Below are 261 nucleotides of genomic sequence, written 5' to 3' on the forward strand. Positions count from 1 at the left end.
GCGGGAGGTTGGCAGCAGGGGAGACATAGCCCAGATTCAGGGTGTCGGGCGTTTTAAGCTGTACGATGTAGGTAAACAGGCTGCCAAGTTTCTCCGAACCATTTATACTGGCAAAAAGCAGCATCTGCGGCGGCACAGCGCTACCACTTACCGTGACGTTATGCGCTCCCGGTCCACCGGCAGCAAGCGACACCGCCGCATCCTGAGCGGCACCCGTTATATCCGATATCCCTGCCACGGCGGCGGCGGCCTGTGCTGCTG

The 261-nt window shown here is 60.2% G+C and carries 1 pseudogene; it reads right to left on the reverse strand.

The features are described 5' to 3' along the window. Positions 1-261, reverse strand: a pseudogene (locus RTW80_RS29735) (type VI secretion system tip protein VgrG); the annotation flags it as partial.

The organism is Escherichia sp. AM3, from assembly GCF_032029835.1.
GTDB classification, from domain to species: Bacteria; Pseudomonadota; Gammaproteobacteria; order Enterobacterales; family Enterobacteriaceae; genus Escherichia; species Escherichia coli.